Origin of the sequence: Streptomyces sp. NPDC006923 (genome assembly GCF_040635655.1) — a bacterium.
Taxonomy (GTDB): Bacteria; Actinomycetota; Actinomycetes; order Streptomycetales; family Streptomycetaceae; genus Streptomyces.
On the sequence record NZ_JBEYIF010000016.1, the window covers coordinates 52,069 to 77,738 of the forward strand.

The following is a 25,670-nucleotide window of genomic DNA, read 5'->3' on the forward strand; positions in this document are numbered from 1 at the left end:
CCATGGAGCCCAATGAGCCCATGGAGCCCGCGCGGCGCGAGGCGCCGGCCGCGGTACACGCGGAAGGCATCGTCAAGCGCTTCGGCCCCACCGTGGCGCTCGACGGTGTCCGGCTCACCGTGCGCCCCGGCGAGTCACACGCACTCGTCGGGCGCAACGGAGCGGGCAAGTCCACTCTGGTCAGTGTCCTCACCGGGCTGCACAGGCCCGACGCGGGACAGGTCAGCTTCGGGGGCGAGCCCGCGCCCGCCTTCGGTGACACCACGGCCTGGCAGTCGAAGATCGCCTGTGTCTACCAGAAGTCGATGGTCGTCCCCGATCTGACCGTCGCCGAGAACCTCTTCCTCAACAACTACGGCCTGGACCGCTCGGGCAGCGGTGGCCGTTTCATCGGCTGGCGCGGGCTGCGGCAGCGCGCGCGGGACCTGCTCGCCGGCTACGGGGTGGATGTCGACCCCAATGTCCGGGCGAAGGATCTCCCGGTCGAGCAGCGGCAGTTCGTCGAGATCGCGCGGGCGCTGTCCTTCGGCGCCCGGCTGATCATCCTGGACGAGCCGACCGCGCAGCTCGACGCGCGCGGTATCCAGCGGCTCTTCGACAAGCTGCGCGAACTGCAGAGCCAGGGGGTGGCGTTCCTCTTCATCTCCCACCATCTGCAGGAGGTGTACGAACTGTGCACCGCCGTCACCGTCTACCGCGACGCCCGCCATGTGCTGACCGCCCCGGTCGCCGAACTGTCCAAGGCGGACCTGGTCTCGGCGATGACCGGCGAGTCGGCGGGCGCGGCGGCCGCCTGGCACGCCGCGGGCGCGGTCGCGCCCGGCCCGGAGACCGAGCCCGTCCTGCGTACCGAGGGGCTGGCCCTCGACGGCGAGTTCGAGGCGCTCGACCTCGCGGTGCGGCCGGGTGAGGTGCTCGGGGTGGCCGGGGCGGCGGCCAGTGGTGCCACCGCTCTCGGGGAGGTCCTGGTCGGTATGCGCAGAGCGACCTCGGGACAGGTCGCGGTGCGCGGCCGTACGGTGAAGCCCGGCAGCGTGCCGCACGCGCTGGACGCCGGTATCGGCTACATCCCCGAGGACCGCCATCTCCAGGGCCTCGTCGCGGACCGCAGCGTCGCGGAGAACGCCACGCTCACGGTCACCGACCAGCTCGGCCCCTGGGGGACCGTACTGCCGTCACGGACCAGGGAGTTCGCCCGGTCCATGATCGAAAAGCTGGACATCAAGACACAGGGCCCCGAGCAGCCGGTCTCCGGTCTGTCCGGCGGCAATCAGCAGAAGGTCGTCGTCGCCCGCGCCCTGGCGCGCGGGCCCAGCGCGCTGGTGGCCCTGCGGCCCACCGCGGGCGTCGACGTCAAATCGAAGGACTCGCTGCTCGGCGTGGTGCGCAGAGTGGCGGACGAGGGCAGCGCGGCCGTGATCATCTCGGACGAGCTGGACGATCTGCGGGTCTGCGACCGGGTGCTCGCCCTGTTCCACGGGCGTGTGGTCGCTTCGTTCGGGAGCGGGTGGACCGACCGGGAGCTGGTCGCCGCCATGGAAGGTGTGGGGGAGCGGGAATGACCGAGACCATACGGCCGCCGGTGGCCGACGCGACCGCGAGCGCGAGTCCGCCCAGCCGGCTGCGGCTGATCAGGTGGAGCGACTTCTCGCTCGTACCGGTGATCCTGGTGCTGATGGTGATCGGCTTCATCGTCTCGCCGGTCTTCCTCACCTCCAACAACCTGATCAGCGTGGTCCAGCAGTCCTCCGAACTGAGCCTGCTGGTGCTGGGCCAGGCGCTGATCCTGATCTGCGGCCGGATGGACCTGTCGCTGGAGTCGACGATCGGCATCGCGCCGGTCGTCGCCATGTGGCTGGTGCTGCCCACCGAGGGCGGCCGGTTCGCCGGGCTCGAACTGCTGCCGACCTGGACGGCGATTCCGCTCTGTCTGCTGGTCGGTGTGGCCGTCGGAGCGGTCAACGGCTTCCTGATGCTCAAGCTGCGGGTGAACGGCTTCATCGCCACCCTCGGCATGCTCACCATGCTGCGCGGGCTCCACATCGGTATCACCGAGGGCAAGTCGATCACCGATGTCCCGGAGTCCTTCCGGTACTTGGGCAAGACGGACTGGCTGGGCGTCCCGGCCGCGGTGTGGATCTGCCTGGCGCTGTTCGCCATCGGCGGCGCCGCCCTGGCCTGGCTGCGCCACGGACGCTCGCTGTACGCGATCGGCGGCAACCCGGAGGCGGCCCGCGCCGCCGGCATCCGGGTGGACCGGATCACCTGGATCGTCCTCGCCGTGGGCGGGCTGCTGGCGGCCTTCGCCGGTGTCCTCTACACCGGCCACTACGGCTCGGTCGCGGCCACCCAGGGCAATGGCTGGATCTTCCAGGTCTTCGCCGCGGCCGTCATCGGCGGTATCAGTCTCAAGGGCGGGCGCGGCACGCTCTTCGGGGCGCTGACGGGTGTGCTGACCCTGCAGCTCGTGGTGAATGTGATGACCCTCGGCGGTGTACCGGCCCTGTGGAACCAGTTCCTCAACGGCGCGATCATCATTGTGGCGCTGGTCATCTCGCGCTTCGCGAGCGGTGAGAAGCAGGACTGAGCGAGGCACCGGCGGAACGCGGGGAGCCCCTACGGACATTCCGTAGGGGCTCCCCGCGTTCCGTGACCCCGGCCGGCGGCGTGTGCCTACGGCCGGGGCTCCCGCGTCTCAGAGCGTCGACCGCAGCCACATCTCCACGCTCGCGATGTGCACCGTCGCCCAGGATCTCGCCGCCTCGGCGTCCCGGTCGCGCAGCGCCGCGAGGATCGCCCGGTGCTCGTGGAGCGTACGGCTGACCGCGTCCTCCTGGGTGAGCCCGCGCCAGACCCGGGCGCGGGTGGTGGGCCCGGAGAGCCCGTCGAGGAGCGAGCAGAGCACCGAGTTGCCCGAGGCCTGCACGATCCCCCGGTGGAACTCCAGATCGGAGGCGACAAGCTGCTCCACCGAGGGATCCGACCCGAGGGCGTCCAACTGGCCCGCGAGTGCCTCCAGTTGGGCCTCGGTGAGCCGGGAGCTGGCCATCGCCGTGGCGGCCGGCTCCAGGATGCGGCGTACGGCGAGGAACTCCAGCACCGTGTCGTCGCGGTGGAAGTCCACGACAAAGCTCATCGCCTCCAGCAGGAGCTGGGGATCGAGGCTGGTCACATACGTGCCGTCGCCCTGCCGTACGTCGAGGATCCGGATGAGCGAGAGCGCGCGCACCGCCTCGCGCAGCGAGTTCCGGGACAGGCCCAGTTCGGCGGCGAGTTCGCTCTCCTTGGGAAGACGGTCGCCGGGGCGCAGCGCGCCGGAGACGATCATCTCCTTGATCTTCTCGATGGCCTCGTCAGTGACAGCCACGGGCGACCTCCAGACATCCGATGTATCGGCCCCCATTATGCGTCCCGGGAGGCGCCGGTGGCACGCTTCCGTATGGTCCTGATCATCGCCCGGTGCGCTCCCGGACAGACGGAAAGGGCGGCCCCGCACCGGGGACCGCCCCTTGACCGCTCGGACACCCCGGTCGTCCGCCTCAGCCGCGCCGGCCCAGCACGTCCTCGACCCCGGAGCGGATCTCGTCCGTGGCCAGGCCGCGGATCGTCAGTGTCGTACGGCGGCGCAGCACGTCGTCCGCCGTCTCGGCCCATTCGTGGTCACGGGCGTAGACGACCTGCGCCCAGATCTCCGGGGCGTCCGGATGGATCCGCCGGCCCAGCTCCGGGTGTTCGTTGGCCAGCCGCACGATGTCGAAGGACAGCGAGCCGTAGTGGGTGGCGAGATGGCGCGCGGTGTCCGGAGCCATGGAGGGCCCCGTGCCGCCGGCGTCGATCAGCAGCCGGTGGGCGACCGCGTTCGGGTTGGAGATCCCGGGCAGCGGAAGCTTCTTCGGCAGCTCCGAGATCGGCTCGATGTTGTCGCCCAGCGGGTGTCCCGGCAGCGCCGCCAGCTTGTTCATCACCGTACGGCCGATATGACGGAACGTCGTCCACTTGCCGCCGGCGACCGAGAGCATCCCGCCCCTGCCCTCGGTCACGACGGTCTCGCGCCTGGCCTTGGAGGTGTCGCCGGGCCCGCCGGGCAGCACCCGCAGACCGGCGAAGGAGTAGGCGATCAGATCGCGGGAGAGCTGCTGGTCGCGGACGGACAGCGACGCCTCGTCCAGGATCTGGGTGATGTCCCGCTCGTTGACCGAGACATCGCCGGGGTCGCCCTCGTACTCCTCGTCGGTCGTACCGAGCAGCAGCATGTCCTCCCAGGGCAGGGCGAAGGTGATGCGGTACTTGTCTATCGGGGTCGCGAGCGCGGCCCGCCAGGGAGCGGTGCGCCGGAGGACCAGGTGCGCGCCCTTGGAGAGCCGGATGGAGGGCGCGGCGCCGGGGTCCTCCATCCGCCGCAGGTGGTCGACCCACGGCCCGGTGGCGTTGAGGACCAGCCGGGCGTCGACGCCGAACTCGGTGCCGTCCACGCGGTCGCGCAGATCGGCGCCCGTCACCCGGCCCTGGGTGAAGCGCAGCCCGGTGACCTCGGCGTGGTTGAGGACGGTGGCTCCCGACTCGACCGCCGCGCGGACCGTCATCAGCGCCATCCGGGCGTCGTTCATCTGGTCGTCGCCGTACACGGCCACGGCCTTCAGATGGTCCGTACGCAGCTCGGGCACGGCGCGCCGGGCCCTGGCCGGGCCGATGACATGCCCGACGCCGTCACCGAAGGCGGAGAGCGCCGAGTACGCCAGGACACCCGCGCCGAGCTTCGCCGCGCCGTGCGGGCCGCCCTTGTAGACCGGCAGATAGAAGGTGAGCGGATTGGCGAGATGCGGTGCCACCTGCTGGGACACCGCACGCCGCTCGAAGTGGTTCTCCGCCACCAGCCGGACCGCGCCGGTCTGCAGATAGCGCAGACCGCCGTGGAGCAGCTTGGAGGAGGCGGAGGAGGTGGCGCCCGCGAAATCGCCACCGTCCACCAGGGCCACCCGCAGTCCCGACTGGGAGGCATGCCAGGCGGTGGATATGCCCAGAATGCCGCCGCCTATCACCAGGAGGTCGTACGTCGCCTTGGACAGTTGCTCCCGGGTCTCGGCGCGGCTCGGCAGCGAACCGCCGGCCGGGTGCGTCCCCAGGGCGGGGACGCTCTGCAGGGTGCTCATTCCTACTCCTCTTCAGCTCTTGTCGGCTCTTCGGCCCGGTCAGCTGTCGTCGTCGTCCAGCCAGCCCATGGTCCGGTCGACGGCCTTGAGCCAGTTCTTGTACTCACGTGCGCGGGTCGCCTCGTCCATCCGGGGCGTCCACTCGGCGGCCCTGCGCCAGTTGGCGCGCAGCGCGTCGGTGTCCGGCCAGAAGCCCACGGCGAGACCGGCGGCGTAGGCGGCACCGAGGCAGGTGGTCTCGGCGACCATCGGGCGCACCACCGGTGCGTCGAGGACGTCGGAGAGCGTCTGCATCAGCAGATTGTTGGAGGTCATGCCGCCGTCGACCTTGAGCGCGGTCAGCTCGACGCCCGAGTCCTTGGTCATGGCGTCACTGATCTCGCGGGTCTGCCAGGCGGTCGCCTCCAGCACCGCGCGGGCGATGTGCGCCTTGGTGACATAGCCGGTCAGGCCGGCGATCACACCACGGGCGTCCGGGCGCCAGTGCGGTGCGAACAGACCGGAGAAGGCGGGCACGAAGTACGCGCCGCCGTTGTCCTCGACCGAGGACGCCAGCGTCTCGATCTCGGCCGCGGATTTGATCAGGCCCATCTGGTCGCGCATCCACTGCACCAGCGAACCGGTGACGGCGATGGAGCCCTCCAGGGCGTACACCGCCTTCTGGTCGCCGATGCGGTAGCCGACCGTCGTCAGCAGGCCGTTGTAGGAGTTGACGGGTTTGTGGCCGGTGTTCAGCAGCATGAAGGTGCCTGTGCCGTACGTGGACTTGGCCTCGCCCTCGGCGAAACACGTCTGCCCGAACAGCGCCGCCTGCTGGTCGCCCAGCGCCGAGGCGACCGGCACCCCGTCCAGCACGCCGCCCTTGGCGGTGCCGTAGACCTCCGAGGAGGAGCGGATCTCCGGCAGCATCGCCGCCGGTACGCCGATGGAGGCACAGATCTTCGGGTCCCACTGGAGCGTGTCCAGCCGCATCAGCAGCGTGCGGGAGGCATTGGTCACGTCCGTGACATGCACACCGCCCTCCGTGCCACCGGTCAGATTCCAGATGACCCAGGAATCCATCGTGCCGAAGAGGATGTCGCCGCTCTCGGCGCGCTCGCGCAGCCCCTCGACGTTGTCCAGCAGCCAGCGCGCCTTGGGCCCCGCGAAGTAGCTCGCCAGCGGCAGACCGGTCTCCCGGCGGAAGCGGTCCTGGCCGACATTGCGGCCGAGCTCCCGGCAGAGCGCGTCGGTACGGGTGTCCTGCCAGACGATGGCGTTGTGGACGGGCCGGCCGGTGTTCTTGTCCCAGAGCAGCGTCGTCTCGCGCTGGTTGGTGATGCCGATCGCCTTGACGTCGGCGGAGGTGATGCCCGCCTTCTCGATGGCGCGCGCCACCACCTCCTGGACATTGGCCCAGATCTCCAGGGCGTCGTGCTCCACCCAGCCCGGCTTCGGGAAGATCTGCTCGTGCTCCTTCTGGTCGACCGCGACAATGCGGCCGTCCCGGTCGAAGACGATGCAGCGGCTGGAGGTGGTGCCCTGGTCGATGGCCGCGATGAACGGCCCCGCCCCGTGGGAGGAGGTGCCTGCGGTGTTGTCGTCGCTCACGGTGTCTGCTCCTGCTCAGTGCGTAGGGGAGGGGGGCTTACGCGAAGACCCAGTTGTAGTAGCCGCCGGCCAGCGCGGCGCCGATCACGGGGGCGACCACCGGGATCCAGGCGTAGCTCCAGTCCGAGCCGCCCTTGTTGGGCAGCGGCAGGAGCGCGTGCACGATGCGCGGGCCCAGGTCCCGGGCCGGGTTGATGGCGTACCCGGTGGGACCACCGAGCGAGAGACCGATCGCCACCACGACGAACGACGTGATCAGGACGCCCAGGACGCCGAGGCCGTTGCCCTGGTCGTTGAGGCCCTGCGTGAGAATGGCGATGACCAGGACAAAGGTCCCGATGACCTCCGTCAGCACGTTCTGGAAGACATTGCGGATCTCGGGTCCCGTGGAGAAGATGCCGAGGACGGGACCCGCCTTGGGGGCGGACGTCTGGTCGACCAGGCCCTCGATCTGCGGCTGCGCCGCGAGGATCTCCGGATCGGTCAGATGGGCCTTGAACTGGCCCATGTATGTCACCCAGACCAGGAAGGCGCCGACCATCGCACCCAGGAGCTGGGACCCGATGTAGAGCGGTACGTCGCCCCACTTGACGCCGCCCTCGATCGCGAGACCGATGGTGAGAGCGGGGTTGAGCAGGGCGCCGGAGACGCCGGCCGAGAGATACGCGCCGACCATGACCGCGAAGCCCCAGCCGAAGCTGATGGCGAGCCAGCCGGCGTTCTGTGCCTTGGAGCGCTTGAGCACGACCCCGGCGACCACACCGCCGCCGAGCAGGATCAGCAGGGCGGTACCGGTGAACTCGCCGATGAAGATGTCGAAGTTGGACACCCGAGACTCCTTCGTCCAGGGGGAGGCGGACCTCCGGCTCGCGCCACAGGTCCGAGCCCTCAGGTGAGGGCGTGACCGGCCCTGGCGTTGTCACACACTAACTCGTATTGCCGGTAAGTGTTCGACAATGCCGAACCGGTAGACGGCAGTTTTGTCCTGTGGCCAACATGCCGTCAAGGGTTCAGCGCGCAAGACCTTCCAATAATTCGACCAATTCGGCTCATCTCGACCACTACAGATGATCCGCCATCCGGTTCAAAAGCGCCCGGCGCCGATGTCCCTGGAGACCGAACGGGCGCACTCGCGCACGGCGGCGACCAGCTCGGACCGCAGTTCCCCGGCCGCGCAGAGCCGCTCCACCGCCCCGGTGATGGCGATGGCGCCGACGGGCATCCGCCGGCGGTCGTGGATGGGCGCGGCCACCGCGGCCACGCCTTCCCAGGTCTCCTCGACGTCCGCCGCCCAGCCGCGTGCCCTGGTGAGATCCAGCACGGACTCGAACTCGGCCAGCTCGGTGATCGTCCGCGGGGTGAAGAGCGCGCGATCGCTCTCGACGGCCTCGGTGTGCGCCACCGGGTCGTACGCCGAGAGCACCTTGCCCAGCGCGGTGGAGTGCAGCGGCTGCATCGCCCCCACTTCCAGCACCTGCCGGCTGTCGTCCGGGCGGAAGACATGGTGGACGATCAGCACGCCCTGCTGGTGGACGACCCCCAGATGGACGCTCTCGCCGCTGGAGCGGGCCAGGTCGTCCGTCCAGACCAGGGCCCGTGCCCGCAGCTCGTGGACGTCCAGATAGCTGTTTCCGAGCCGCAGCAGCTCGGCCCCGAGCTGGTAGCGCCCCGACGTCGCGTCCTGCTCGACGAAACCCTCCGCCTGGAGGGTGCGCAGAATGCCGTGTGCCGTCCCCTTGGCCAGGCCGACGGACGAGGCGATGTCGGAGAGGCCGAGCCGCCGCTCGCCGCCCGCGAGCAGCCGCAGCATCGCCGCCGCCCGCTCCAGCGACTGGATGTTCTTCGCCATCGGCGGACCTCCACTATGTTCGACAATGCTGAACACTATCGGTCGATGCCGACCTTTTCTCGCAATGAGAAACATCTGTCAAGACCGCGTGCCCCGGATGTTCCCGCGGATCAGGATGCCGTCCGGTCGGCGGGATGCCGCACCGTAACCGGACGCGCCCGGCTACGCTGGCCGGGTGCGCCCGCCTCAGCGGACGCAAAGCCGACAGCCGTCGCAGCCCCGGGAGTACATTCATGGCCTCGTCGCCGACCCCCTCCACCGACAGCCGGACTCGAATCGAAGCCCTGCGCGAGGCTCTCGCCACCCGTGTGGTGGTGGCCGACGGCGCCATGGGCACGATGCTCCAGGCCCAGGACCCGACGCTCGAGGACTTCCAGGACCTGGAAGGCTGCAACGAGATCCTGAACGTGACACGCCCGGACATCGTCCGGTCCGTGCACGAGGAGTACTTCGCGGTCGGCGTCGACTGTGTGGAGACCAACACCTTCGGCGCGAACTTCGCGGCGCTGGGGGAGTACGACATCCCGGAGCGGGTCTTCGAGCTCTCCGAGTCGGGCGCCCGGATCGCCCGCGAGGTGGCGGACGAGTTCACGGCCTCCACCGGTCAGCAGCGCTGGGTGCTGGGCTCGATGGGCCCCGGCACCAAGCTGCCCACCCTGGGCCACGCCGCGTACGTCACACTGCGTGACGCCTACCAGCGGAACGCCGAGGGGATGATCGCCGGAGGTGCGGACGCGCTGCTGGTGGAGACCACCCAGGACCTGCTGCAGACCAAGGCCGCGGTGCTCGGGGCCCGCCGGGCGCTGGCGGCCACCGGCACCAATCTGCCGGTCATCTGCTCGGTCACGGTCGAGACGACCGGCACGATGCTGCTCGGCTCGGAGATCGGCGCGGCCCTGACGGCGCTGGAGCCGCTGGGCATCGACATGATCGGCCTCAACTGCGCCACCGGCCCCGCCGAGATGAGCGAGCATCTGCGCTATCTCGCCAGGCACTCCCGGATCCCGCTGTCCTGCATGCCCAACGCCGGCCTCCCGGTGCTCGGCAAGGACGGGGCGCACTACCCGCTGTCGGCCGCCGAGCTGGCCGACGCCCAGGAGACCTTCGTCCGCGAGTACGGCCTGTCGCTGGTCGGCGGCTGCTGCGGTACGACGCCGGAACACCTGCGCCAGGTCGTCGAGCGGGTCCGCGGCGCGGCCCGTACGGAGCGTGCGCCGCGCCCCGAGCCCGGCGCCGCCTCCCTCTACCAGACCGTGCCGTTCCGCCAGGACGCCGCGTTCCTCGCCATCGGCGAGCGGACCAACGCGAACGGGTCGAAGAAGTTCCGCGAGGCCATGCTGGACGGCCGCTGGGACGACTGTGTGGAAATGGCCCGCGACCAGATCCGCGAAGGCGCCCATCTGCTGGACCTCTGTGTCGACTACGTCGGCCGGGACGGCGTCGCGGACATGGCCGAGCTGGCGGGCCGCTTCGCCACCGCCTCCACCCTGCCGATCGTGCTGGACTCCACCGAGCTGAACGTCATCCAGGCCGGACTGGAGAAGCTCGGCGGCCGGGCCGTCATCAACTCGGTCAACTACGAGGACGGCGACGGCCCGGAGTCGCGCTTCGCCAAGGTCACCGCGCTGGCGGTCGAGCACGGCGCCGCGCTGATCGCCCTGACCATCGACGAGGAGGGCCAGGCCCGTACCGTCGAGCACAAGGTCGCCGTCGCGGAGCGGCTCATCGAGGACCTGACCGGCAACTGGGGCGTCCACGAGTCGGACATCCTCATCGACACCCTGACCTTCACCATCTGCACCGGTCAGGAGGAGTCCCGCAAGGACGGCATCGCCACCATCGAGGCGATCCGCGAACTCAAGCGCCGCCACCCGGACGTGCAGACCACCCTGGGCCTGTCGAACATCTCCTTCGGCCTCAACCCGGCCGCCCGGATCGTCCTCAACTCCGTCTTCCTCGACGAGTGCGTCAAGGCGGGCCTGGACTCCGCGATCGTGCACGCCTCGAAGATCCTGCCGATCGCCCGCCTGGAGGAGGAGCAGGTCAAGGTCGCTCTCGACCTGATCTACGACCGGCGGTCCGAGGGATACGACCCGCTGCAGAAGCTCATGGAGCTGTTCGAGGGCGTCAACACCAAGTCCATGAAGGACGGCCGGGCCGAGGAACTCCTCGCCCTGCCGCTGGACGAGCGGCTCCAGCGCCGCATCATCGACGGTGAGAAGAACGGCCTGGAGGCCGACCTCGACGAGGCCCTCACCAGCCGTCCCGCACTGGAGATCGTCAACGACACCCTGCTCAAGGGCATGAAGGTCGTCGGCGAGCTCTTCGGCTCCGGCCAGATGCAGCTTCCGTTCGTGCTCCAGTCCGCCGAGGTCATGAAGACCGCCGTCGCCTACCTCGAACCGCACATGGAGAAAGTCGCCGACGGCGAGGATGCCGTCGGCAAGGGCACCATCGTGCTCGCCACCGTCCGCGGCGACGTCCATGACATCGGCAAGAACCTGGTCGACATCATCCTCTCCAACAACGGCTACAACGTGGTGAACCTGGGCATCAAGCAGCCCGTCTCCGCGATCCTGGACGCCGCGGAGGAGCACCGGGCGGATGTCATCGGCATGTCCGGTCTGCTGGTGAAGTCGACCGTGATCATGAAGGAGAACCTCCAGGAGCTGAACCAGCGGCGCATGGCGGCCGACTACCCGGTGATCCTCGGCGGCGCCGCGCTGACCCGGGCCTATGTCGAGCAGGACCTGCACGAGATCTACGAGGGCGAAGTCCGCTACGCCCGCGACGCGTTCGAGGGCCTGCGCCTGATGGACGCCCTGATCGCCGTCAAACGCGGTGTGCCGGGCGCCACGCTCCCCGAGCTGAAGCAGCGCCGGGTCAAGGCCACGGCCGGCACGGTGGTGGAGGAGCGCCCCGAGGAGGGCGCCGTCCGTTCTGACGTCTCCGTGGACAACCCCGTCCCGGAGCCGCCGTTCTGGGGCACCCGGGTCGTCAAGGGCATCCAGCTCAAGGAGTACGCCTCGTGGCTGGACGAGGGCGCGCTCTTCAAGGGCCAGTGGGGCCTCAAGGAGTCCCGCAAGGGCGGGCCCAGCTACGAGGAACTGGTGGAGAGCGAGGGCCGGCCCCATCTGCGCGGCTGGCTGGAGCGGATGCACACGGAGAACATGCTGGAAGCCGCCGTCGTCTACGGCTACTTCCCGTGTGTCTCCAAGGGCGACGACCTCATCCTGCTCAATGACGACGGCTCCGAGCGCACCCGCTTCACCTTCCCGCGCCAGCGCCGGGGCCGCCGGCTGTGCCTCGCCGACTTCTTCCGCCCGGAGGAGTCCGGCGAGCGGGACGTCGTCGGACTGCAGGTCGTCACCGTCGGCTCCAAGATCGGCGAGACCACCGCGGAGCTCTTCGAGCGGAACGCCTACCGCGACTACCTCGAACTGCACGGGCTGTCCGTCCAGCTCGCCGAGGCCCTCGCCGAGTACTGGCACGCCAGGGTCCGCTCCGAGCTGGGCTTCTCCGGCGAGGACCCGGCCGATGTCGAGGACATGTTCGCCCTGAAGTACCGGGGCGCGCGCTTCTCGCTCGGCTACGGCGCCTGCCCGGACCTGGAGGACCGCGCCAAGATCGCCGAGCTGCTGGAGCCCGAGCGGATCGGCGTACAGCTCTCCGAGGAGTTCCAGCTCCACCCCGAGCAGTCCACGGACGCCATCGTCATCCACCATCCCGAGGCGAAGTACTTCAACGCGCGCTGACCCGGGAGGGGTGCCGACCCGGTCGGCCGCGGACGAGTCGGCGCGGCGGGCGGACGAGTCGTACACTCGTTGGTCCAGCGCAGGCCGGTCGCCTGTCCCCGAGGGGAAACCCGAAGGGACAGGTGACCGGCCTTCTCGTCCCTCACGGAGGTGTGCCGATGACCAGTACGGTCCCCGCGTCCCTGACCCGAACGGCCGAGGGCTCCGCCCTGCAGGCCGTCCTGCTCGACATGGACGGAACCCTGGTCGACACCGAGGGCTTCTGGTGGGACGCGGAGGTGGAGGTCTTCAAGGACCTCGGCCACGTCCTCGACGAGGCATGGCGCGATGTGGTGGTCGGCGGGCCCATGACCCGGAGTGCCGGCTTCCTCATCGAGGCCACCGGCGCCGTCGTCACCCTCGCGGAGCTGACCGTACGGCTCAACGACAAGTTCGAGGAGCGCATCGGACGCGGAGTGCCGCTGATGCCGGGCGCCACCAGGCTGCTCACCGAGCTGGCGGCGCACGGCGTGCCCACCGCTCTGGTCTCCGCCTCGCACCGGCGCATCATCGACCGGGTCCTGGCCTCGCTGGGCCCCGAGTACTTCGCGCTCACCGTCGCGGGCGACGAGGTGCCCCGCACCAAGCCCCACCCCGATCCCTATCTGCTCGCCGCGCGCGGACTCGGCGCCGACCCCGCGCGGTGCGCCGTCGTCGAGGACACCGCCACGGGCGTGGCCGCCGCCGAGGCCGCCGGCTGCCGGGTCGTCGCCGTCCCCTCCGTCGCTCCGATCGCGCCCGCCGACGGACGGATGATCGTCGGATCTCTGGAAGAGATCGACCTGGTATTTCTGCGCGGTCTGATGACGCACGGGTACTGATACGGGCACCGAGCGTGGCGATGGGAAAGCGCCGGAGACTCTCGGCATTGGTACGGACATTTTCCGTGACGTCCGCACGGAGGATCCCGGCGCCGTAAAACGGCTCCAGGAGTGACCTTTATCACCCGTCCTTTCATCGACAGGGCCGGGCGAGGCTGATCCATGCCCGGCCGCGAAGTGTCTTCCCGTGCCCTTGTGTCCTGATTGGTGGAGGCGTGTACGAAACATGCACGGAGGCGGATATCCACACGCCGCTATTGGTGATCACTGTGTGATTACGTTTCAGTTCGGGCCCGTTCCGGCATTCCCGGTGCCTCCGACTAATCTCGTCGCGAGTACTTCGCCGCATCAACGACGTGTCCCGACGGCCATCAAGTCGCCATGCACACAGGACCGATCGCCCTGTATCCCGGCCCGATCGCACTGCCCCGAACGGGTGGACGCGGCGGAGTCTCCCGCTTACACCGCTGTATCTCAGTGCCGGATGAGGGAGTACGTCCAGGATGAACCGCAAGACTTTGGTGCTGTCGGCCGTGATCGGCCTGCTCGCGCCCGTGCTCGCCGGTTGCGGTGGGTCGGAGGGCGGCTCCGACGGCGCTGACGCCATTGTCGTGGGCACCACGGACCAGGTCATCGCCACGAAGGACGCCCAGGCCCCCCTGGACCCCGCCTTCACCTATGACACAGCCACCTGGAACCTCATCCGCAACACCATCCAGTCGCTGATGCATGTGCCGCGCGGTGGCGGGGCCCCGGTGCCCGACGCCGCCTCCAAGTGCGAGTTCACGGACCGGCAGAACGAGAGCTACCGCTGCACCCTGCGCAGCGGGCTGAAGTTCAGCAACGGCGACCCGGTGACCGCGGCGGACGCGAAGTTCTCCATCGAGCGCCTGGTGAACATCAAGGACCCCAACGGCGCGTCCGGTCTGATGACCAACATCGACACGATCGACACCAACGGCGACTCCGAGATCGTCTTCCATCTCAAGACGCCCGACGCGACGTTCCCGTACAAGCTCTCCACCCCGGTGGCCGGCCTGCTCAACCCGAAGACATACTCGGCGAACAAGCTCCGCAAGGGCTTCGCGGTGGACGGCTCGGGTCCGTACACCTTCAAGGCCGAGGTCAGCGGCGACGTCATGACCAAGGCGGTCTTCACCAGGAACCCGAACTACAAGGGCGACCTGAAGCTCCAGAACGACAAGGTGGAGGTCAGGACCTTCACGGACGCCAACGTCATGGGCAAGGCGCTGGACTCCGGCGACATCGACATGATGACCCGTGCCATGACGCCGGAGCAGATCAAGTCCCTGGTCGAGAACCCCAAGGAGGGCATCGCCCTCACCGAGATCCCCGGCCTGGAGATCCGCTATCTCGGATTCGACACCTCCGCCCCGTCCGTCAAGGAGAAGTCGGTCCGCCAGGCCATGGCGTACGTCATCGACCGCGGCGACCTGGTCACCAAGGTGTACGGCGCGATAGCCGAGCCCCTCTACTCGCTCATCCCGGCGACCATCGCCACCCACACGAACTCGTTCTTCAACAAGTACGGCGAGCCGAACCGGGCGAAGGCGGCCCAGCTCCTGGAGGACGCCGGCATCAGCACGCCGGTGAAGCTCACCCTGAACTACACGACGGACCACTACGGCGCCGCCACCGCCAAGGAGTTCGAGACCCTCAAGGCTCAGCTCAACGCCAGCGGGCTCTTCGACATCACCGTCAAGGGCGCGGAGTGGAAGAGCTTCCGGCCGAACCAGACAAAGGGTGACTACGCGGTCTACGGAATGGGATGGTTCCCGGACTTCCCGGACCCGGACAACTACATCGCGCCGTTCCTCGACAAGGACAACTTCCTCAACACGCCCTACGCCAACCCCACTCTGCGCAACAAGCTGATCCCGGACTCGCGCCGCGAGGCCGACCGCAGCGCCGCCACGAACACCTTCTCGGAGATCCAGGACATCGTCGCCGAGGACGTCCCCGTGCTGCCGCTCTGGCAGGGCAAGCAGTACGTCGCCTCCCGCGACGACATCGCGGGTGTGGAGTGGGCGGTCAACTCGTCGGCGGAGCTGCTCCTGTGGGAGCTGCACCGCGGCACCAGCAAGGCCTCCTGAACCGGCGGCCGTGCGCGGCATTACCCGCACGGCCGGAACACGAGCACCGCCCTCCGGGGCGGTGCTCGCCGCGTTCGCGCCGGCCGCTCCCCGGGGCCGTCACTGGGCGCCGGGGCGCACCAGGCCGCTCTCGTACGCGTAGACGGCGGCCTGCACCCGGTCGCGCAGGCTCAGCTTCGTCAGCACATGACCCACATGCGTCTTGACCGTCGTCTCGCTGACGAAGAGGTCCGCGGCGATCTCCGCGTTGGACAGCCCGCGGGCCACCAGCTTGAGCACCTCGACCTCACGCTCGGTCAGTGTGTGCAGCGCGTCGGGCACCGGCTCCTCGCCGGACGGAAGATGATCCGCGTACTTGTCGAGCAGCCGGCGCGTGATGCTCGGCGCCAGCATCGCCTCGCCCGCCGCCACCACCCGGATGGCCTGCACCAGCTCATTGGCGGGCGCGTCCTTCAGCAGAAAGCCGCTGGCCCCCGCGCGCAGCGCCTCCACCACGTACTCGTCGAGGTCGAAGGTCGTCAGGACCAGCACCTTCGCCGGGCCGTCCCGGCCGGGACCGGTGATCTGCCGGGTCGCCTCGACCCCGTCCATCCTGGGCATCCGGATGTCCATCAGCACCACATCGGGCTGGAGCGCCCGGACCTGGTCGATGGCCTGAAGGCCGTCCCCGGCCTCGCCCACGACCGCGATGTCCTGCTCCGCCTCCAGAATCATCCGGAATCCGGTGCGCAGCAGCGGCTGGTCGTCGACCAGTAGGACGCGGATAGCCACAGGGAGCTCCTTCACTAGACCGGCCCCAATTCTGCCCTGAGCGTCCCGCGCCGGTCCCGGCGGGCGCCGGCGGCGCTACTCGGCCGCCCGCGCGGTCTCCAGCCCGCTCGCCACGCTCTCCGTGCTCTCTGCGGCCGGCGGCACCCCCGGCGCCGGCACGGCCAGGGGCGGAACGCTCAGCGGATACACGGGAGGTGTGCCGCCGAATTCCGGGCAGACCGCCTGGTGGTCGCACCAGCCGCAGAGCTTGGTGGGCCGCGGCCGCCAGTCACCCGTCTCGGTGGCGAGCCTGATCGCCTCCCACAGCGCCAGCAGCTTGCGCTCCACCCGCTCCAGGTCGGCCTCCACCGGGTCGTACGTCACGACCTCGCCGCTGCCCAGATAGACGAGCTGGAGCCGGCGCGGCACCAGGCGCCTGAGCCGCCAGATCACCAGGGCGTAGAACTTCATCTGGAACAGCGCCCCTTCGGCGTACTCGGGGCGGGGGGCCTTGCCCGTCTTGTAGTCGACGATCCGCACCTCGCCGGTGGGCGCCACATCGACGCGGTCGATCACCCCGCGCAGCCGCAGCCCCGACTCCAGCTCCGTCTCGACGAACAGCTCCCGCTCCGCCGGCTCCAGCCGCGTCGGATCCTCCAGCGAGAACCAGCGCTCCACCAGCCGCTCCGCCTCCGCCAGCCAGCGCGTCAGCCGCTCCCCCTCCTCGTCCCCCGCGAACAGCTCGCCCAGCTCCGGCCTGGACTCCAGCAGCCGGTCCCACTGACCGGGGATCAGCGCCTTGGCCCGCGGCGCGGTGCGCTCGACGGCCGGGGCGTCGAAGAGCCGCTCCAGCACGGCGTGCACCAGCGTGCCCCGGGTCGCCGCCTCGCTCGGCTTCTCCGGAAGCTTGTCGATCACCCGGAACCGGTACAGCAGAGGGCACTGCATGAAGTCGCTCGCACGCGACGGCGACAGCGAGGAGGGGGGCACGCTCGTACTCATGACGCAGACCCTACGGCCCTCGACTGACAGTGAGCCGAATACCATCGACTACAGAGCCTCTCGCACTGCATGATCGACTGAGCGACACCGCCGCCGACGAAGGGAACCCGTGAAAGAGGACGACGAGAGCGGCGGGACCAGGCGGTCCGGGCCCGGGGACACGGGCACCGGCGGGAAGCCGCCGAAGCGCGAGAGCCCCGGTGGCGGCATCCTGATGGGCCGCCCCTTCGGTGTGCCGGTGTATGTCGCCCCGAGCTGGTTCCTGGTGGCCGCTCTCATCACCTGGATCTTCGGCGGCCAGCTCGAACGGGTGCTGCCCGAGCTCGGCGGCCTGCGGTATCTGGTCTCGCTGTTCTTCGCGGTGGCCTTCTACGCCTCCGTCCTCGTCCACGAACTGGCCCACACGGTCGCCGCGCTGCGCTTCAAACTGCCGGTGCGCCGGATCCAGCTCCAGTTCTTCGGGGGGGTCTCCGAGATCGAGAAGGAATCCGAGACCCCCGGCCGCGAATTCGTCCTCGCCTTCGTCGGGCCGCTGCTCTCGCTGGTGCTCTCCGGTGTCTTCTACCTCGGCCTGCTGGCCGTCGAGCCCGGCACGGTGCCCGGCGTCCTGCTCGCCGGTCTGATGGTCTCGAACCTGATCGTCGCCGCGTTCAACCTGCTGCCCGGCCTTCCGCTGGACGGCGGCCGGATGCTGCGCGCGGTCGTCTGGAAGATCACCGGCAAACCGATGAGCGGCACCGTCGCCGCCGCCTGGGTCGGCCGGGCGCTGGCCGTCGCCGTCCTCTTCGGCCTCCCGGTGCTCACCCAGACCGGCGCCCTCGGCCGGTCGGCCGAGTCCGTCAGCGGCACCGAGACCGTCACCGACGCGCTGCTCGCCGCCATCCTCGCCGCGATCATCTGGACCGGCGCGGGCAACAGCCTGCGGATGGCCAGGCTCCGCGAGCACCTTCCCGAGCTCCAGGCCCGCGCGCTCACCCGGCGCGCGGTGCCGGTCGAGTCCAGCACCCCGCTCTCCGAGGCGCTGCGCCGGGCCAACGAGGCGGGAGCCCGCGCGCTGGTCGTCGTCGACGGCCACGGCGACCCGACGGGGATCGTCCGGGAGGCCGCGATCGTCGGCGTCCCGCAGCACCGGCGGCCCTGGGTCGCGGTGAGCGGACTGGCCCAGGACCTCACGGACGCCATGAAGGTCCCCGCGGAGCTGGCGGGAGAGGCGCTCCTGGACCGTCTCCGGGCCAGCCCCGCCACCGAGTACCTGGTGCTCGAGGAGACCGGTGAGATCTACGGCGTGCTGTCCACCGCCGACGTCGAGCGTGCTTTCGTGGCCGCGATGGCACGGCCGCACGCGGACTGATCGCCGGGCCCGGAGTACGGGGCGCCCGAGGCGACAGAGGCCCCCGAAAAAGCGGCTAGGCTGGTCACATGTCCGAACCGACCGGTGCCGCCCGCCGACGCGGGCCCTTCAAGGTCGGGGACCAGGTCCAGCTCACCGATCCCAAGGGACGCCACTACACCTTCACGCTCGAAGCCGGGAAGAATTTCCACACCCACAAAGGGTCCTTCCCGCACGACGAGCTGATCGGTGCTCCCGAGGGCAGTGTTGTCCGTACCACGGGAAACGTCGCCTACCTCGCGCTGCGCCCCCTGCTCCCCGACTATGTCCTGTCCATGCCCCGCGGCGCCGCCGTGGTCTACCCGAAGGACGCCGGCCAGATCCTGGCCTTCGCCGACATCTTCCCCGGCGCGCGCGTCGTCGAGGCGGGGGTGGGCTCCGGCTCGCTCAGCAGTTTCCTGCTGCGCGTCATCGGCGACCAGGGCATGCTGCACTCGTACGAGCGCCGCCAGGACTTCGCCGAGATCGCCCAGCAGAACGTGGAGCGCTACTTCGGCGAGCCCCACCCCGCCTGGCAGCTCACGGTCGGTGACCTCCAGGACAATCTGTCGGACACGGACGTCGACCGCGTGATTCTGGACATGCTCGCCCCCTGGGAGTGCATCGAGGCCGTCTCCAAGGCGCTTGTCCCCGGCGGCATCCTCTGCGCCTATGTCGCGACGACCACTCAGCTCGCCCGCACGGTGGAGACGATCCGGGAGTTCGGCACGTTCAACGAGCCCGCCGCCTGGGAGTCGATGATCCGCAACTGGCACGTCGAGGGCCTGGCCGTACGGCCGGACCACCGGATGATCGGCCACACCGGCTTCCTGGTCACCGCCCGCCGGCTCGCGGACGGTGTCGAACCCCCGCTGCGCCGCCGCCGTCCCGCCAAGGGCGCCTACGGCGACGACTACGACGGCCCCGGGAGCGGCAGCGGCTCGCGGGGCTGATCAGCCCCGCCGGCCACCGCCCGCCGCCCGCCAACCTCACGACGCCGCCACCGAGTTCTCCCCTCCGGCCGGGGAACTCGGCGGCGGCATTGTCATGTTGTGTTGACGGACCCCGCTGTTCCGCCCGACTGTGACGTGTGGCACGATGCTGTCTCCCTCCCACCCCAGGTCACTCGCCGGCACCCCTCACAGGAGACACTCCGCGTGCAGCTCTCCGATGTCCCGGACCTCGCGCACACCCGGCCCCGCCCCGTGCACTGGCTCGCGACGGCCGCCGCGATGGCCGCTGTCGTGGCGCTGGCGGGGCTGCTGCAGCCCGACGCCGCCAAGGCGTCCCAGTCGGGCACCGGCGCCCACGGCGCCGCCGCCGGGGACCGTGCCCCGCTTCCCGCTCCCGATCCGTCCGGTGTGGACTTCCCCCTGGAGTGCGGGGGAGCGGCCCAGGTGGTCACCGCCCGGGCCGCCGGCGACCTCGACGGGGACGGCAGCCCCGAGACCGCTGCGGTCGTGCGCTGCGCCGCCGGTTCCGGCACCCCGCCGAGCGGCGTGTACGTGCTGAGCGCGACGGCGAAGTCCGGGCCCCGTGTAGTGGCCACGCTGGTCGATCCCCAGGACAAGAAGAGCGTCGGGGACGACTTCGCGATCCGGGACGGGGCGGTGCTGGCGACGCTGCTCGGCTACTCGGGCCCCGAGGTGCCGAGCTGCTGCCCCGACGAGGAGCAGAGGCTCTCCTGGCGGTGGGAGAACGGCGCGTTCGTACGGAGTGAGCGGCCCGCCGCGCAGAGCGTCTGACCGCTCACCCCGGGTGACTTCGGGCCTACTCCGCGTCGGGGCCGTACACCTCGATCCGGTCCGAGACCCGGCGCACATGGATGCAGTCGCCCGGGCACTCCCTGGCCGAATCGACCACGTCGCGCAACAGCGGCAGCGGTACCGGTGTTGTCGCGCCGGGTGACTGGAGCAGCTCGTCGTCGGAGCTCTTCACATAGGCCAGGCCGTCAATGTCCAGTTCGAAGACCTCCGGGGCATACTGGGCACAGATCCCGTCCCCGGTGCAGAGGTCCTGGTCGATCCAGACCTCCAGCGCTTCACCGGACCCGGTGATGCCTTCGGTGGGAGCCTCCTGCTGCACGGTCATCTCTCCTGCCGTTTCCTGCGCCGGGTGACGCGATCTGAAGTAAGTCGCGCAAGCCCTGACGGGTGTTGAACACTTCGACGATACAACCGGCCGCTTTCCGATGTTGATCGGTGGGTATTCCCCTGGCGTGAGGGAGAGCGCAAGGGTGAAGATCGGACACACTCCGACAGTCTTTGTGATCTAGGGGTTTCAATCATCACCCACCCAGGTAGGGTCAGGAAGCGTCCAGCTCCCCATGGAGGAGGTGAGGACCGTGGCAGCCCACGACGACGACATCAACCGCGGCATCCGGCCGGGGCGGGGGTCTGAAGACCCAGCCGGCCAGGTTGCCTATCTCGAGCAGGAAATCGCCGTCCTGCGACGTAAGCTCGCCGACTCTCCGCGGCACACGAGGATTCTCGAAGAGCGGATCGTCGAGTTGCAGACGAACCTGGCGGGCGTGTCCGCGCAGAACGAGCGGCTCGCCAATACGCTGCGTGAGGCCCGCGACCAGATCGTGGCCCTCAAGGAGGAGGTCGACCGGCTCGCACAGCCGCCGGCCGGCTTCGGGGTCTTTCTGCAGTCGAATGAGGACGGCACGGCCGACATTTTCACCGGGGGCCGCAAGCTCCGGGTTAACGTCAGCCCCGGCGTCGAGCTTGACGAGGTCAGGCGCGGCCAGGAAGTCATGCTCAACGAGGCACTCAATGTGGTCGAGGCCATGGAGTTCGAGCGTGCCGGGGACATCGTCACCCTCAAGGAGATCCTTGAGGACGGCGAGCGCGCCCTGGTGGTCGGGCACACCGACGAGGAACGGGTGGTGCGGCTCGCGGAGCCGCTGCTGGACATCACCATCCGCCCCGGCGACGCCCTGCTGCTCGAACCCCGCTCGGGCTATGTCTACGAAGTGGTTCCCAAGAGCGAGGTCGAGGAACTGGTCCTCGAAGAGGTCCCGGACGTCGACTACGACAAGATCGGCGGTCTGGGCGGCCAGATCGAGATGATCCGCGACGCGGTCGAGCTCCCGTACCTCCACCCGGACCTCTTCAAGGAGCACGAGCTCAGGCCGCCGAAGGGCATCCTGCTCTACGGGCCGCCCGGCTGCGGCAAGACACTGATCGCCAAGGCCGTGGCGAACTCCCTCGCCAAGAAGGTCGCCGAAGTGACCGGGCGGCCGGCGGGGAAGAGCTACTTCCTCAACATCAAGGGCCCCGAGCTCCTCAACAAGTACGTCGGTGAGACCGAGCGCCATATCCGCCTGGTCTTCCAGCGTGCCCGGGAGAAAGCGAGCGAGGGCACCCCCGTCATCGTCTTCTTCGACGAGATGGAATCCCTCTTCCGCACCCGTGGTTCCGGTGTCAGCTCGGACGTGGAGAACACCATCGTCCCCCAGCTGCTCGCCGAGATCGACGGTGTGGAGGGCCTGGAGAACGTCATCGTCATCGGCGCCTCCAACCGCGAGGACATGATCGACCCCGCGATTCTGCGGCCCGGCCGGCTCGATGTGAAGATCAAGATCGAGCGTCCGGACGCGGAGGCGGCGAAGGACATCTTCGCGAAGTACCTGACGCCCACGCTGCCGCTGCACGCGGACGACCTGTCCGAGCACAACGGCTCCAAGGCCGCCGCCGCGCACGGAATGATTCAGTCCGTCGTGGAGCAGATGTACGCGGAGTCCGAGGAGAACCGCTTCCTCGAAGTCACGTACGCGAATGGCGACAAGGAAGTCCTCTATTTCAAGGACTTCAACTCCGGCGCGATGATCCAGAACATTGTCGACCGGGCCAAGAAGATGGCCATCAAGGATTTCCTCGACCACAACCAGAAGGGCCTCAGAATCTCCCATCTCCTCCAGGCTTGCGTGGACGAGTTCAAGGAGAACGAGGACCTGCCGAACACCACCAACCCGGACGACTGGGCCAGGATCTCCGGAAAGAAGGGCGAGCGGATCGTGTTCATCCGTACCCTTGTCACCGGAAAGCAGGGCGCGGACACCGGACGCTCCATCGACACGGTGGCGAACACCGGTCAGTACCTCTAGAGCCGGCCCCGGCTGCGGATGTCCGGACGGGCATCCGCAGCCGGTTGCTTTACCCGCACCTGCCACCACACCAGGCCAATGACGGAAATGATCTCCCCACCGGCGCAAAGGCGTTCTAGGCTCTTTCGTACCGCCGCGTCGCGCAGTGCGGGGACGGGCACCGCACACGCATCTGAGAGACAGCGGTACTTGAGCGCCGCTCCCGGAGGGGAGTGCCGCCGGGCAAGGAGGGCCGCATGACCGTACGGCGAGTAATGGGCATCGAGACGGAGTACGGCATCTCCGTTCCGGGCCACCCGAACGCCAATGCCATGCTCACCTCGTCCCAGATCGTCAACGCCTACGCGGCGGCGATGCACCGGGCGCGACGAGCCCGCTGGGACTTCGAGGAGGAGAATCCGCTGCGGGACGCCCGCGGCTTCGACCTCGCCCGCGAGACGGCCGACTCCAGCCAGCTCACCGACGAGGACATCGGCCTGGCCAATGTGATCCTCACGAACGGCGCACGGCTCTACGTGGACCACGCGCACCCGGAGTACAGCTCTCCCGAGATCACCAATCCGCGCGACGCGGTCCTCTGGGACAAGGCCGGCGAGCGCATCATGGCCGAGGCAGCCGAGCGCGCCGCGCAGCTTCCGGGCGCCCAGCCGATCCATCTGTACAAGAACAACACCGACAACAAGGGCGCTTCCTACGGCACGCACGAGAACTACCTGATGAGACGGGAGACGCCGTTCTCGGACATCGTGCGCCATCTGACACCGTTCTTCGTCTCCCGGCAGGTGGTCACCGGCGCCGGCCGGGTCGGCATCGGACAGGACGGCCACGAGCACGGCTTCCAGATCAGCCAGCGCGCCGACTACTTCGAGGTCGAGGTGGGTCTGGAGACGACCCTCAAGCGGCCGATCATCAATACGCGCGACGAACCGCATTCGGACGCGGAGAAGTACCGCCGGCTGCATGTGATCATCGGCGACGCGAATCTGTCGGAGATCTCCACGTACCTCAAGCTCGGTACGACCTCGCTCGTCCTCTCCATGATCGAGGACGGCTTCATCAACGTCGATCTGGCCGTCGACCAGCCGGTGCGCACGCTGCACCAGGTCTCGCACGACCCCGGCCTCCGCCAGCTCGTCACGCTGCGCAGCGGCCGGACACTGACCGCCGTCCAGCTCCAGATGGAGTACTTCGAGCTGGCCAGGAAGTATGTCGAGGAACGGTACGGCGCCGACGCCGACGAGCAGACCAAGGACGTCCTGGGCCGCTGGGAGGACACGCTCAACCGGCTGGAGAACGACCCGATGAGCCTGTCCGGGGAGCTCGACTGGATCACCAAGCGCGAGGTCCTGGAGGGGTACCGCCGCCGGGACGGCCTGGAGTGGGACGCGGCACGGCTGCACCTCGTGGACCTGCAGTACGCCGACGTACGGCCCGAGAAGGGCCTGTACAACCGTCTGGCGGCCCGTGGCAAGATGCGCCGCCTCCTGGACGAGCAGGACGTCGAGCGGGCCAGGACAAAGCCTCCGGAGGACACCAGGGCCTACTTCCGGGGCCGCTGCCTTGAGCAGTACGCGGACGATGTGGCCGCTGCCTCGTGGGATTCGGTCATCTTCGATCTGCCGGGCCGGGACTCGCTGCAGCGGGTGCCCACCCTGGAGCCGTTGCGCGGCACACGCAACCACGTCAAGGAGCTGCTCGACCGCTGCCGCACCGCTGAGGAGCTGGTCCGGGTGCTGTCCGGAGGCTGAAATGGTTCCCGTACGGGAATCATGGAGGTGGCCGCCGGACGTTGTAGCAAGTGCGGGGCCGATGTCGGACCCTGCTTGTAGGGTCGGATCTTGAAGGTCACATCGAGCGGGGCGAACCGAGCGGGGTGAGGGATATGGCGACCAAGGACACCGACGGCGGACAGCAGAAGGCGACGCGTTCCACGGAGGAGGTCGAGGAGCAGGCGCAGGACGCGCAGGCTTCGGAGGACCTCAAGGAGCGCCAGGAGAAGCTGTCCGACGACGTCGACTCCGTCCTGGACGAGATCGACGACGTACTCGAGGAGAACGCGGAGGACTTTGTGCGCTCCTTCGTCCAAAAGGGCGGCCAGTAGCGGCCGTTGTCCGTCCCGGGGCCGCCGGCGAAAGCCGGTCGCACCGGGGCGGATGACCGGCGACGGCGCGGGTAAGGTCCGTGCACAGCTCTAATGATCGGCCCGGCCCGAGCGGCGGGCCGCCGCCCATCCGGAAGGAAACGTGTGGAAGCCAACCCTCGTAGCACCGGGCGTCTGCCGGCAGCCTTCCTGACGCCCGGCTCGTCCTCGTTCATGGACTTCCTGTCCCACCACTCGCCGGACATGCTCCCCGGCAAGCGCTCGCTGCCGCCGCTGCAGGGCGCGATCGAGGCCCCGCACGGCACGACGATCGTCGCGGTGACCTTCCCCGGCGGTGTGGTGCTCGCCGGTGACCGGCGGGCGACCATGGGCAACATGATCGCCCAGCGCGACATCGAGAAGGTCTTCCCGGCCGACGAGTACTCGGCCGTGGGCATCGCGGGCACCGCCGGTCTCGCCGTGGAGATGGTCAAGCTCTTCCAGCTCGAACTGGAGCACTTCGAGAAGGTCGAAGGGGCGCAGCTCTCCCTGGAGGGCAAGGCCAACCGGCTCTCCACGATGATCCGCAGCAATCTGGCCATGGCCATGCAGGGCCTGGCCGTCGTTCCGCTCTTCGCCGGCTGGGACGTGGACCGCGAGCGGGGCCGCATCTTCTCGTACGACGTGACGGGCGGCCGCTCCGAGGAGCTGGGCTACGCCTCCACCGGTTCCGGCTCGATCTTCGCGCGCGGGGCGATGAAGAAGCTCTTCCGCGAGGACCTGACGGAGGAGCAGGCCACCACCCTGGTCATCCAGGCGCTGTATGACGCCGCGGACGACGACTCGGCGACGGGCGGCCCGGATGTGGCCCGGCGGATCTATCCGATCGTCACTGTCATCACCGAGGACGGCTTCCGCAGGCTCACCGACGCGGAGTCCTCCGAGATCGCCCGCCAGATCCTGGAGCGCCGGATGGAGCAGCCCGACGGCCCGCGTGCCGCCCTGCTCTGACGCCCCCCTCTTCTGAACCGATATGCCAC

Annotated in this window: 20 protein-coding genes; 12 read left to right on the forward strand and 8 right to left on the reverse strand. The window is 69.2% G+C overall.

Annotated elements, in window-relative coordinates; translation table 11 throughout:
• The first annotated feature begins 20 nt into the window (after positions 1–20).
• Both ABZ707_RS26720 and ABZ707_RS26725 read left to right on the forward strand, forming a co-directional pair.
• Complete coding sequence (locus tag ABZ707_RS26720; RefSeq protein WP_360179850.1) at positions 21–1,562, forward strand: sugar ABC transporter ATP-binding protein; 1,542 nt, start codon at positions 21–23, stop codon at positions 1,560–1,562.
• On the forward strand, positions 1,559–2,587 hold the full coding sequence (locus tag ABZ707_RS26725) for an ABC transporter permease (protein ID WP_360179687.1): 1,029 nt from the start codon (positions 1,559–1,561) through the stop codon (positions 2,585–2,587). Before ABZ707_RS26720 ends, ABZ707_RS26725 begins: the two co-directional genes overlap by 4 nt.
• A 108-nt stretch (positions 2,588–2,695) precedes the next feature.
• Here the strand turns inward: ABZ707_RS26725 and ABZ707_RS26730 are convergent, their stop codons facing one another.
• The 5 genes from ABZ707_RS26730 to ABZ707_RS26750 all read right to left on the reverse strand — a co-directional run bounded on the left by ABZ707_RS26730 (position 2,696) and on the right by ABZ707_RS26750 (position 8,589).
• Positions 2,696–3,367: a FadR/GntR family transcriptional regulator gene (locus tag ABZ707_RS26730; protein ID WP_360179689.1), complete on the reverse strand. Its 672-nt coding sequence runs from the start codon at positions 3,365–3,367 to the stop codon at positions 2,696–2,698.
• A gap of 172 nt (positions 3,368–3,539) precedes the next feature.
• On the reverse strand, positions 3,540–5,150 hold the full coding sequence (locus ABZ707_RS26735; RefSeq protein ID WP_360179691.1) for a glycerol-3-phosphate dehydrogenase/oxidase: 1,611 nt from the start codon (positions 5,148–5,150) through the stop codon (positions 3,540–3,542).
• A 39-nt stretch (positions 5,151–5,189) separates the two neighbouring features.
• The gene (glpK, locus tag ABZ707_RS26740) at positions 5,190–6,740 is read right to left on the reverse strand and encodes a glycerol kinase GlpK (RefSeq protein WP_360179693.1); all 1,551 of its coding nucleotides are present in this window, start codon (positions 6,738–6,740) and stop codon (positions 5,190–5,192) included.
• A 37-nt stretch (positions 6,741–6,777) separates the two neighbouring features.
• On the reverse strand, positions 6,778–7,569 hold the full coding sequence (locus tag ABZ707_RS26745) for an MIP/aquaporin family protein (RefSeq protein WP_360179695.1): 792 nt from the start codon (positions 7,567–7,569) through the stop codon (positions 6,778–6,780).
• A 255-nt stretch (positions 7,570–7,824) separates the two neighbouring features.
• Positions 7,825–8,589 carry an IclR family transcriptional regulator gene (locus tag ABZ707_RS26750; protein ID WP_360179697.1) on the reverse strand — a complete coding sequence of 255 codons (765 nt, stop codon included), beginning with the start codon at positions 8,587–8,589 and terminating at the stop codon, positions 7,825–7,827.
• Between the two features lie 233 nt (positions 8,590–8,822).
• Between ABZ707_RS26750 and metH the strand changes: the two genes are divergently transcribed.
• The 3 genes from metH (at position 8,823) to ABZ707_RS26765 (ending at position 15,318) form a co-directional block, all read left to right on the forward strand.
• Entirely contained in the window at positions 8,823–12,344 is a 3,522-nt protein-coding gene (gene metH, locus ABZ707_RS26755) for a methionine synthase (protein ID WP_360179699.1), read from the forward strand.
• 158 nt (positions 12,345–12,502) lie between these two features.
• A complete protein-coding gene (locus ABZ707_RS26760) occupies positions 12,503–13,204 on the forward strand; it encodes an HAD family phosphatase (RefSeq protein ID WP_360179701.1) in 702 nt (233 codons plus the stop codon).
• A 503-nt stretch (positions 13,205–13,707) separates the two neighbouring features.
• A complete protein-coding gene (locus ABZ707_RS26765; RefSeq protein ID WP_360179703.1) occupies positions 13,708–15,318 on the forward strand; it encodes an ABC transporter substrate-binding protein in 1,611 nt (536 codons plus the stop codon).
• A gap of 99 nt (positions 15,319–15,417) precedes the next feature.
• On the opposite strand, the gene ABZ707_RS26770 is transcribed toward ABZ707_RS26765, so the two are convergent.
• Both ABZ707_RS26770 and ABZ707_RS26775 read right to left on the reverse strand, forming a co-directional pair.
• Positions 15,418–16,089 (reverse strand): response regulator transcription factor, encoded by a 672-nt coding sequence (locus tag ABZ707_RS26770; protein ID WP_319679298.1) that lies wholly within the window; start codon positions 16,087–16,089, stop codon positions 15,418–15,420.
• A 75-nt stretch (positions 16,090–16,164) separates the two neighbouring features.
• On the reverse strand, positions 16,165–17,115 hold the full coding sequence (locus tag ABZ707_RS26775) for a PD-(D/E)XK nuclease family protein (protein ID WP_360179705.1): 951 nt from the start codon (positions 17,113–17,115) through the stop codon (positions 16,165–16,167).
• A 64-nt stretch (positions 17,116–17,179) separates the two neighbouring features.
• Here ABZ707_RS26775 and ABZ707_RS26780 point away from each other — a divergent pair, with 64 nt between their 5' ends.
• The 3 genes from ABZ707_RS26780 to ABZ707_RS26790 all read left to right on the forward strand — a co-directional run bounded on the left by ABZ707_RS26780 (position 17,180) and on the right by ABZ707_RS26790 (position 20,184).
• Positions 17,180–18,421, forward strand: a complete 1,242-nt coding sequence (locus tag ABZ707_RS26780; protein ID WP_360179707.1) for a site-2 protease family protein — start codon at positions 17,180–17,182, stop codon at positions 18,419–18,421.
• Positions 18,422–18,489: 68 nt separating this feature from the next.
• Positions 18,490–19,392 carry a tRNA (adenine-N1)-methyltransferase gene (locus ABZ707_RS26785; RefSeq protein WP_319679295.1) on the forward strand — a complete coding sequence of 301 codons (903 nt, stop codon included), beginning with the start codon at positions 18,490–18,492 and terminating at the stop codon, positions 19,390–19,392.
• 204 nt (positions 19,393–19,596) lie between these two features.
• Complete coding sequence (locus ABZ707_RS26790; RefSeq protein WP_360179709.1) at positions 19,597–20,184, forward strand: hypothetical protein; 588 nt, start codon at positions 19,597–19,599, stop codon at positions 20,182–20,184.
• Between the two features lie 25 nt (positions 20,185–20,209).
• On the opposite strand, the gene ABZ707_RS26795 is transcribed toward ABZ707_RS26790, so the two are convergent.
• Positions 20,210–20,530 carry a ferredoxin gene (locus ABZ707_RS26795; RefSeq protein WP_360179711.1) on the reverse strand — a complete coding sequence of 107 codons (321 nt, stop codon included), beginning with the start codon at positions 20,528–20,530 and terminating at the stop codon, positions 20,210–20,212.
• A gap of 253 nt (positions 20,531–20,783) precedes the next feature.
• Here ABZ707_RS26795 and arc point away from each other — a divergent pair, with 253 nt between their 5' ends.
• From arc to prcB, 4 genes are all read left to right on the forward strand, one after another.
• Positions 20,784–22,550 carry a proteasome ATPase gene (arc, locus tag ABZ707_RS26800; protein WP_360179713.1) on the forward strand — a complete coding sequence of 589 codons (1,767 nt, stop codon included), beginning with the start codon at positions 20,784–20,786 and terminating at the stop codon, positions 22,548–22,550.
• A 236-nt stretch (positions 22,551–22,786) separates the two neighbouring features.
• Entirely contained in the window at positions 22,787–24,298 is a 1,512-nt protein-coding gene (gene dop, locus ABZ707_RS26805; RefSeq protein WP_360179715.1) for a depupylase/deamidase Dop, read from the forward strand.
• A gap of 134 nt (positions 24,299–24,432) precedes the next feature.
• Positions 24,433–24,651, forward strand: coding sequence for a ubiquitin-like protein Pup (locus ABZ707_RS26810; RefSeq protein ID WP_319679291.1), 219 nt, complete (start codon positions 24,433–24,435; stop codon positions 24,649–24,651).
• Positions 24,652–24,795: 144 nt separating this feature from the next.
• The gene (prcB, locus tag ABZ707_RS26815; RefSeq protein WP_360179717.1) at positions 24,796–25,641 is read left to right on the forward strand and encodes a proteasome subunit beta; all 846 of its coding nucleotides are present in this window, start codon (positions 24,796–24,798) and stop codon (positions 25,639–25,641) included.
• The last annotated feature ends 29 nt before the right edge of the window (positions 25,642–25,670 follow it).